The organism is Luteibacter sp. SVR4-7G, from assembly GCF_056755555.1.
In genome coordinates this window covers 1-8,033 of sequence record NZ_JBPGXO010000079.1, presented here as the reverse complement: position 1 = coordinate 8,033, position 8,033 = coordinate 1, and the positions used below count along the sequence as shown (strand labels likewise).

Genomic DNA, 8,033 nt, shown 5'->3' with positions numbered 1-8,033 from the left:
CGCTCCTACACTCCGATGCCGTAGGGATCGCTGGAGGCGAACTCGTTACCCGAGGCGCCTTCCGACAGGCGGATCTTCAACGCCAGGCCGTCGCGCGAGTCGGCCTTGTTGAGGCATTCCTCGAGCGTGATCTGGCCCTCCTTGTAGAGGCGGTACAGGGACTGGTCGAAGGTCTGCATGCCTTCCTGCAGGCTGCGGTCCATGGCGTCCTTCACCTCGTGGATCTGGCCGCGGCGGACCATGTCGCGGATCAGCGGGGTGTTGAGCAGCACTTCCGTGGCCGGCATGCGGCGGCCGTCCTTGCCGATGACCAGGCGCTGGCTGATCACCGCGCGCAGGTTCAGGGCGAGGTTCATCAGCACGTTCTTGTGCGCCGATTCCGGGAAGAAGTTGAGGATGCGCTCCAGCGTCTGGTCGGCATTGTTCGAGTGCAGGGTGGCCAGGCAGAGATGCCCGGTCTCCGAGAACGAGATGGCCGCTTCCATGGTGTCGGTGTCGCGGATCTCGCCGATCATGATCACGTCCGGCGCCTCGCGCATCGCGTTCTTCAGGGCCTCGTGGTAGCTGTGCGTATCCAAGCCCACTTCGCGCTGGTTCACGATGGACCGCTTGTGCCGGTGCAGGTACTCGATCGGGTCCTCGATGGTGAGGATGTGCCCGGAACTGTTGCTGTTGCGGTGGTCGAGCATCGCCGCGAGGGTGGTGGACTTGCCCGAGCCGGTGGCGCCCACGACGAGGATCAGGCCGCGCGGCTCCATGATCAGGTCGCGGAAGATCGCCGGCAGGCGCAGTTCCTCGAGCGACGGGATCTCGCTCTTGATGGCGCGGATGACCATGCCGATCTCGCCCCGCTGCTTGAACACGTTGATGCGGAAGCGGCCGGCTTCCTTCACGGCCAGGGCCATGTTGAGCTCGAGGTCGCGCTCGAACTGGGGCACCTGGCCCTCGTCCATCAGGGAATAGGCGATTTTCTTGACCATGCCACTGGGCAGGCCGGTGTTACCGAGCGGGTAAAGCTTGCCCTCCACCTTGATGTTCACGGGGGCACCGGTCGTCAGGAACATGTCCGACGCGCCCTTGTCCACCATCAGCTTCAGGAAATAACCAATATCCACCTAAACCCCCGGGTGTTCGCATTACAATCGAGAAGACGGTCTCACCGACCTGATATATCGACAATATCTCGCAAATCTGTACGAGGAACGAGTGATGGTGCACATCTTGCCGTCGAACGCCCTTTCCAGGGGCCGCCGGCTCATCGGCCTGGCTTCCCTGGCCCTGGCGATCGCCACCCTCGCTGGCTGTGCCAGCGTACCCCCACCGGACGGCGCCATGAACCAGGCGCTCGCCCAGCTCCAGGCCGCGCGTGATGCAGGGGCCGCCGATTATGCGCCGGTGGACCTGGATTACGCACAGAGCAAGTTCCGCCAGGCCCAGGCCGCCATGGCCAGCCGCAAGTACGAAGACGCCGCGGTGCTGGCCGAGGAGTCTCGCGCGGACAGCGAACTGGCCCGGGCCAAGGCCCGCCTGGGCGCCATCCGCGCGCAGAATGCGGCCAAGAGCAAGGAAAACTCCAGCATGCGCGTCGAGATGATCGACAACCACGCCAACGACACCGTGCCCATTCCCAACAACGTGCAGGAGTCCGAAACGGTCCTGCCGGAACCCACCGATAGCACGCCGCCGCCTGCGGGCGGCGACATCCAGCCGCTGAACGATCAGGGAGGCCAGTGATGAAGCGCTCTACCATCCTCCTTTCGGCCCTCGTTCTTGCCGTTTCCGCGGGTACGACCCAGGCGGCCACCGAGGACCTCGACGTCCGCCGCCTCACCTCGAGCCTGGACCAGCTTTCCTCCGATCCCGCCCTGGGCGGCTATGCCCAGGCCGAGCAGGCGCGCGCCCGCGAGGCCATCGCCCAGATGGCCCAGTTCAAGCCCAAGGACAAACAGCACGGGCATTACCTGTACATCGCCGAGCGCCGGGTGGACATCGCCAAGGCCATGGCCCAGTACCAGGACGCCCAGGCGAAGAGCGCCCAGCTGGACCGCGAGCACGACGCCATCCTGCTGGAGGCCAGCCGCCTCGACGCCGAGATGGCGCGTCGCCAGCTCGAGCAGCAGCGCATGCAGAACCAGATGATCCAGGAGGAGGCGGCCCGCCTGCAGCAGCAGGGCGTGGAGTACTCGCAGGCCCTGGAGCAGGCCAAGGCCGAAGGCGAGAAGGCTCGCCAGCTTGCCGCCGCCCAGGCACGGGTGGCCAATGCGGCGAAGAAGCAGGCTGCCCTGGCCGAAGCGGCCGCGCGGGCCGTGCGCGACATGAACTCGTCGGACGGCGGTGCCCCGGCCTCCAGCCCGGCCACGACGGCTCCCAAGAAGACGAAGAAAGGCGGCCATTAGACCCGCCGTAGGAGCGCGCCCTGCGCGCGACAGCTTTTCGCGAGGCGCGACAGGCCCTGTGGCTCCCCGGCCTCAAAAGCTGTCGCGCGCAGGGCGCGCTCCTACCGTCCCGCCGCCAAGATGAGCGGCGGCACTTGCTGCGTAAACCGTTGCTACGGCAACCAATTTTTAGCGATTTTTGAGAAAAATCGCTCTTGCACCCCCCTCGGTAGCGGAGTAGCTTCGACCTCCCGTCACGGAAAAAACACGTGACGGGCCTGCCGGAGCATGCGTACGTTCACCCAGGCACATAGCATCGCCAGTCCCCTTCCCGCCGATGCGCGGATGGTGCCCGCATGGCTCCCCTCACGACCGGTCCGCGCCGCGGACCGATCCCACCGCGAGGAGATCGATATGTTCGAAAACCAGCAGCACGACGACGTCGAGAAGTTCATCCATGCCGATGCCGAAACTCGCCGTCTCTATTTCCGCCACAAGGAACTCGATTCCAAGCTTGAAGACGCCGGCCGTGGATGCCTGGCGCTTGGCGACGAGACGTTGAGCCAGATGAAGCGGGAGAAGCTGCAGGCCAAGGTACAGCTCCAGCGAATGTGGGATCGTTGGCAACAGTCGCGACACTGACGATTCGACGGTCGATGAATGAAGACGGGCGCCGCGAGGCGCCCGTGTTCGTTTCCGGAACCGGAGAGGTCGAAACACGGTCCATACACCGTTTTGGCTCGGCCGAGAAGCCGGGCATCGGTTCAGTACCACTGCCTTTATCATGTGCCCCCTGAGGGTGCGCCGAAGGGGCGTGCCAATCCCGACCCGCCATGGAGTTCCAATGAGTGTTCACGACAGCGTCCTCGAACTGATCGGCCGTACCCCGATGGTGCGCGCCCAGCACCTGGACGCGGGCTGTTGCGAACTGTTCCTGAAGCTGGAGAGCGCCAACCCGGGCGGTTCGGTGAAAGACCGCATCGGGCGCTCGATGATCGAGGGCGCGGAACGCGCCGGGAAGATCAAGCCGGGCGATACCCTCGTCGAGGGTACCGCCGGCAATACCGGCCTGGGCCTCGCCCTGGTCGCGCAGCAGAAGGGCTACCGGCTCGTGCTCGTGGTCCCCGACAAGATGAGCCGCGAGAAGATCTTCAACCTCAAGGCCATGGGCGCCGAGGTGGTGCTCACACGGTCCGACGTGGCCAAGGGGCATCCCGAGTACTACCAGGACATGGCGGCGCGCATCGCGCGCGAGACCCCCGGGGCGTACTTCATCAACCAGTTCGGCAACCCGGACAACCCGCTTGCCCACGTCGAAACCACGGGACCCGAGATCCTCGAACAGCTGGACGGAAAGGTCGATGCGATCGTGGTCGGTTGCGGCTCGTCCGGCACCATGAGCGGCCTCACCGCCTACCTGCGCGAGCACTCGCCGAACACGGAAATCATCCTGGCCGATCCGGTGGGCTCGATCCTTGCGCAGTACATCAACGAGGGCACCTTGTCGGAGAAGTCCGGCAGCTGGATGGTCGAAGGCATCGGCGAGGACTTCCTCCCCTCGATCAGCGATTTCTCGATGGTGAAAAAGGCTTACGCGATCAGCGACAAGGAAAGCTTCCTGGCAGCACGCGAACTGCTGGCGAAAGAAGGCGTGCTCGGCGGCTCCTCCACGGGCACGCTGCTTTCTGCCGCATTGAAGTATTGCCGCGAGCAGACCACACCGAAGCGCGTCGTGACCCTCGTCTGCGATACCGGCAACAAATACCTGTCGAAGATGTACAACGACTACTGGATGCTGGACAACGGTTTCCTGGAACGCGAGCAGCACGGCGACCTGCGCGACCTGATCCTGCGCCCGTACGCCCAGCGCGACACGGTCGTGGTCAAGCCACAGGACCTGCTGATCACCGCCTACAACCGCATGAAGCTGTACGACGTGTCGCAGCTGCCCGTGATGGAGGACGACCGCCTGGTCGGCATCCTCGACGAATCCGACGTGCTGTTGCACGTGCATGCCGACAGCGCGAAGTTCCGCGACCCGGTATCCACGGCCATGATCGCCTCGCCGGAAATGCTCCAGGTAACGTCGCCCATCGAGGCGCTGTTGCCGGTGTTCGAAAAAGGCCACGTGGCCATCGTGGTCGATGGGGAGCAGTTCCTGGGCCTGATTACCCGGATCGACCTGCTCAATTACCTGCGTCGCAAAGTCAACTAAGGAACAGGGGAAGCGTCATGTGTGGAATCGTCGCCGCTGTCGCGCAGCGTGATATCGCGCCCATCCTCATCGCCGGGCTCAAGGCCCTGGAGTATCGCGGATACGACTCCGCGGGCATGGCCATCGCCGACGGCGGAGAGATCCGCCGCGTGCGCGCCAAGGGCAAGGTCCGCGAGATGGAAGCCCTCTACGACGCCGATCCCGTGCCGGGCGGTACCGGTATTGCGCACACCCGTTGGGCGACGCATGGCGTGCCGAGCGAGAAGAACGCGCATCCGCACGTGCAGGGCCGCATCGCCATCGTGCACAACGGCATCATCGAGAACCACGCTTCGCTGCGCGATGCGCTGAAGGCCAAGGGACGCTCGTTCCTCTCCGAGACCGATACCGAGGTCATGGGTGCCGTGATCGACGAGCATGTGCAGGCAGGCAAGTCGCTGCGCGAGGCGGTCACCGCCGCGGTCCGTGAACTGGAGGGTGCCTATGCCATCGCCGTGATGAGCCTGGACGAGCCGGAGCGCATCGTCGGGGCCCGCCGTGGCTGCCCGCTGCTGGTAGGCATCGGTATCGGCGAGCACTTCCTGGGCTCCGATGCGCAGGCGCTCATCAAGGTCACGAACCGCATGATGTACCTCGAAGAAGACGACGTCGTCGAGATTACTCGTGACAGCGTGGCGGTCTTCGGTCTCGACGGAGAGCCCGTCGACCGCAAGTCGCACGAGAGCGAGATCAGCGCGGACTCGGTCGAGCGAGGCGAATACCGCCACTACATGCAGAAGGAAATCTTCGAGCAGCCGCGGGCCGTCGCCGATACGCTCGAAGGCCGCATCGGCCCTCACGGCGTCTTGCCCAATATCTTCGGTATCGAAGCGGACCCGATCCTCGACAAGACCCGCGGCATCCACATCGTCGCTTGCGGCACCAGTTATCACGCCGGCATGGTGGCGAAGTACTGGATAGAGGAGCTGGCGCGGATCCCGGTCGTGGTCGAGGTGGCCAGCGAGTATCGTTATCGCGACGTCGTGGTCCCGGAGAACACGTTGTTCGTGGCTGTATCGCAGTCCGGTGAAACGGCCGACACGCTGGCGGCCATGCGCGAGTCGCGCCGTCGCGGCTACCTCGCCACGTTTGCGATCTGCAACGTGCCGGAGTCCTCGGTGGTGCGCGAGTCCGATCTGCGCCTCATGACGCGCGCGGGCCCGGAGATCGGCGTGGCGTCGACCAAGGCCTTCACGACGCAGCTTGCCGCGTTCGCGCTCCTCGCGCTGGACCTGGGCCGCCGTCGCGGCCTCGACAGCGCGCGGTACCTCGAGCACTGCAAGGAGCTGCAGTCGCTGCCGCGCTACATCGAGAACGCGCTTCAGACGGAACCGGCCATCCTCAAGATCGCCGATCACTTCATCAACAAGCAGCACGCGCTGTTCCTCGGCCGTGGCGCGCAGTTTCCCGTCGCCCTGGAAGGCTCGCTGAAGCTCAAGGAGATTTCCTACATCCACGCCGAAGCCTATCCGGCCGGCGAGCTCAAGCACGGCCCCCTGGCCCTGGTGGACGAGAACATGCCGATCGTGGCGGTGGCGCCGAACGGGCCGCTGCTGGACAAGCTGAAGTCCAACCTGCAGGAAGTGCGGGCACGAGGCGGCGAACTGATCGTGTTCGCAGACGAGCGTGCCGAGATGGAGGACGGTACCGAGCACGTTGCCATGGTCCGTGTGGACGGCGGCGGCGACCTGATCGCACCGGCCGTGTTTACCGTGCCGATGCAGTTGTTGGCGTACCACGTGGCGGTGCAGCGCGGGACGGATGTGGACCAGCCGCGTAATCTGGCGAAGTCGGTGACGGTCGAGTGAGCGACGAACCGTTCGTCCATGCCCTGGCTGACGTGCAGACGCTGCATATAGGCGCCCGCACGCGGGTATGGCAGTTCGTCGTCATCCTCCCCGGTGCCTTCATCGGGGAGGACTGCAATATCTGCTCGCATTGCTTCGTCGAGAACGACGTGCTGGTGGGCGACCGAGTGACGGTGAAGAGTGGGGTGCAGCTTTGGGACGGCGTGCGTCTGGAAGACGACGTCTTCGTCGGACCAAACGTCACTTTCACTAACGACAGGTTCCCGCGGTCGCGGGCTCATCCGGCCGCCTTCCCGCAAACGTTCGTCCGGAAAGGCGCTTCGATAGGCGGAGGGGCAACCATCCTCCCCGGGATTGAAATCGGCGAGCGAGCGATGGTCGGTGCCGGCGCTGTGGTGACCCGCAATGTTCCCGAACGAGGCATCGTCATCGGCAATCCTGCCCGCATCGTCGGGTACGTCGATCCTTAAGTGTCTGCGGGCATGGGCTGCCCAGGGATGGCCAGATAGAACAGGCGCTTCATCTCCCTGCGGCCCCGGGTGACCGCATCCATGATCAGGCCGCATACCACGGAGATCGCCGCGACTAGTGCAAAACCGGTGGACAGCATGGCTGTCGGCAGGCGTGGCACCTCATGTGTGGCAAGGTAGGTCGTCAGCAGCGGGACAGCGATCGCCACGCCGATCAAGAGCGACAGCGCTCCCACGAGACCAAAAAAGTGCAGGGGACGCTCGGCCACGAACAGGCGCAGGATCATTCGCAGTATCCGGAAGCCGTCCTTGTAGGTGGAGAGTTTGCTTTCCGACCCTGCAGGCCGCGCGGAGTAGGGCGTGTCCATTTCGCACCACGGCATGCGCAGTTCAAGCGCATGCACGGTGAGCTCCGTTTCGGTTTCGAACCCGGACGACAGGGCGGGGAATGACTTCACGTACCGGCGGGTGAACACGCGGTAGCCCGAGAGCATGTCCGTGAACGTGCCGCCGAAGATCATGGACACGCAGCCGGTCAGCAGGCGATTGCCGAAGCGATGGCCGCTGCGGTAGGCCCCCGGCAGGTCATCGTCCTTTCGGGCACCCACGACCATGTCCGCACCGTCCTGTCGCAAGCGTTCGATCATCGCCGGAGCGCTGGACGCGTCGTAGGTCGCGTCCCCGTCGACGAGGACGTACACATCCGCGTCGACATCCGCGAACATGCGGCGCACCACGTTGCCCTTGCCGCGCAACGCCACGGTACGCACGATGGCCCCGGCCTCCCTGGCGATCGCTGCGGTCCGGTCGGTCGACGCGTTGTCGAAGACATGGATGCGGGCCTGCGGCAGCGCAGCACGAAAATCGTGAACCACACGCGCGATAGCCAGTTCCTCGTTGAAACACGGGATCAGTACGGCGACGTCCGGACCGGTTGGCGGGGTGGCTGTTTGCATGCGGCGCTCGTCCTCCGGCGTATCAACTTGCGATTGTATAATCATGCGGGTTGGCGCCGTCGAACGGCCGGCGGATGGAGGGAATGCGGTGGATCATTGGAAGAAAGCGTGGCCGGCACGGCTGGGCTGGGCGGTTCCGTTGTTGGCATTCCTGTGCCTGGTCCTGGCCC

General features: G+C 64.8%; 7 protein-coding genes and 1 pseudogene. 6 read left to right on the top strand and 2 right to left on the bottom strand.

Features of this window, described 5'->3' with window-relative positions:
• Nucleotides 1-5: 5 nt before the first annotated feature.
• Entirely contained in the window at nucleotides 6-1,115 is a 1,110-nt protein-coding gene (locus tag ACR9ZH_RS18225) for a PilT/PilU family type 4a pilus ATPase (RefSeq protein WP_481292179.1), read from the bottom strand.
• Nucleotides 1,116-1,209: 94 nt separating this feature from the next.
• Here ACR9ZH_RS18225 and ACR9ZH_RS18220 point away from each other — a divergent pair, with 94 nt between their 5' ends.
• From ACR9ZH_RS18220 to ACR9ZH_RS18195, 6 genes and pseudogenes are all read left to right on the top strand, one after another.
• Nucleotides 1,210-1,734, top strand: coding sequence for a DUF4398 domain-containing protein (locus ACR9ZH_RS18220; RefSeq protein WP_481292178.1), 525 nt, complete (start codon nucleotides 1,210-1,212; stop codon nucleotides 1,732-1,734).
• Nucleotides 1,734-2,396, top strand: a complete 663-nt coding sequence (locus ACR9ZH_RS18215) for a DUF4398 domain-containing protein (RefSeq protein ID WP_481292177.1) — start codon at nucleotides 1,734-1,736, stop codon at nucleotides 2,394-2,396. Before ACR9ZH_RS18220 ends, ACR9ZH_RS18215 begins: the two co-directional genes overlap by 1 nt.
• A gap of 267 nt (nucleotides 2,397-2,663) precedes the next feature.
• A complete protein-coding gene (locus ACR9ZH_RS18210; protein ID WP_481292176.1) occupies nucleotides 2,664-3,017 on the top strand; it encodes an HP1242/YdcH family protein in 354 nt (117 codons plus the stop codon).
• A gap of 202 nt (nucleotides 3,018-3,219) precedes the next feature.
• Nucleotides 3,220-4,590 (top strand): pyridoxal-phosphate dependent enzyme, encoded by a 1,371-nt coding sequence (locus ACR9ZH_RS18205; protein WP_481292175.1) that lies wholly within the window; start codon nucleotides 3,220-3,222, stop codon nucleotides 4,588-4,590.
• A gap of 17 nt (nucleotides 4,591-4,607) precedes the next feature.
• Nucleotides 4,608-6,437 (top strand): glutamine--fructose-6-phosphate transaminase (isomerizing), encoded by a 1,830-nt coding sequence (gene glmS, locus ACR9ZH_RS18200; RefSeq protein WP_481292174.1) that lies wholly within the window; start codon nucleotides 4,608-4,610, stop codon nucleotides 6,435-6,437.
• Nucleotides 6,434-6,898: pseudogene (locus ACR9ZH_RS18195) on the top strand (acyltransferase); the annotation flags it as partial. The gene glmS and the pseudogene ACR9ZH_RS18195, both read left to right, overlap by 4 nt.
• Nucleotides 6,899-6,903: 5 nt before the next feature.
• Here the strand turns inward: ACR9ZH_RS18195 and ACR9ZH_RS18190 are convergent.
• Entirely contained in the window at nucleotides 6,904-7,863 is a 960-nt protein-coding gene (locus ACR9ZH_RS18190) for a glycosyltransferase family 2 protein (protein ID WP_481292173.1), read from the bottom strand.
• Between the last annotated feature and the right edge of the window lie 170 nt (nucleotides 7,864-8,033).

Bases quoted from the DNA above. Each gene is read 5' to 3' on its own strand.
- ACR9ZH_RS18220 (WP_481292178.1), top strand. From the start codon at position 1,210: ATGGTGCACATCTTGCCGTCGAACGCCCTTTCCAGGGGCCGCCGGCTC.
- ACR9ZH_RS18215 (WP_481292177.1), top strand. From the start codon at position 1,734: ATGAAGCGCTCTACCATCCTCCTTTCGGCCCTCGTTCTTGCCGTTTCC.
- ACR9ZH_RS18210 (WP_481292176.1), top strand. From the start codon at position 2,664: ATGCGTACGTTCACCCAGGCACATAGCATCGCCAGTCCCCTTCCCGCC.
- ACR9ZH_RS18205 (WP_481292175.1), top strand. From the start codon at position 3,220: ATGAGTGTTCACGACAGCGTCCTCGAACTGATCGGCCGTACCCCGATG.
- glmS (WP_481292174.1), top strand. From the start codon at position 4,608: ATGTGTGGAATCGTCGCCGCTGTCGCGCAGCGTGATATCGCGCCCATC.
- ACR9ZH_RS18190 (WP_481292173.1), bottom strand. From the start codon at position 7,863: ATGCAAACAGCCACCCCGCCAACCGGTCCGGACGTCGCCGTACTGATC.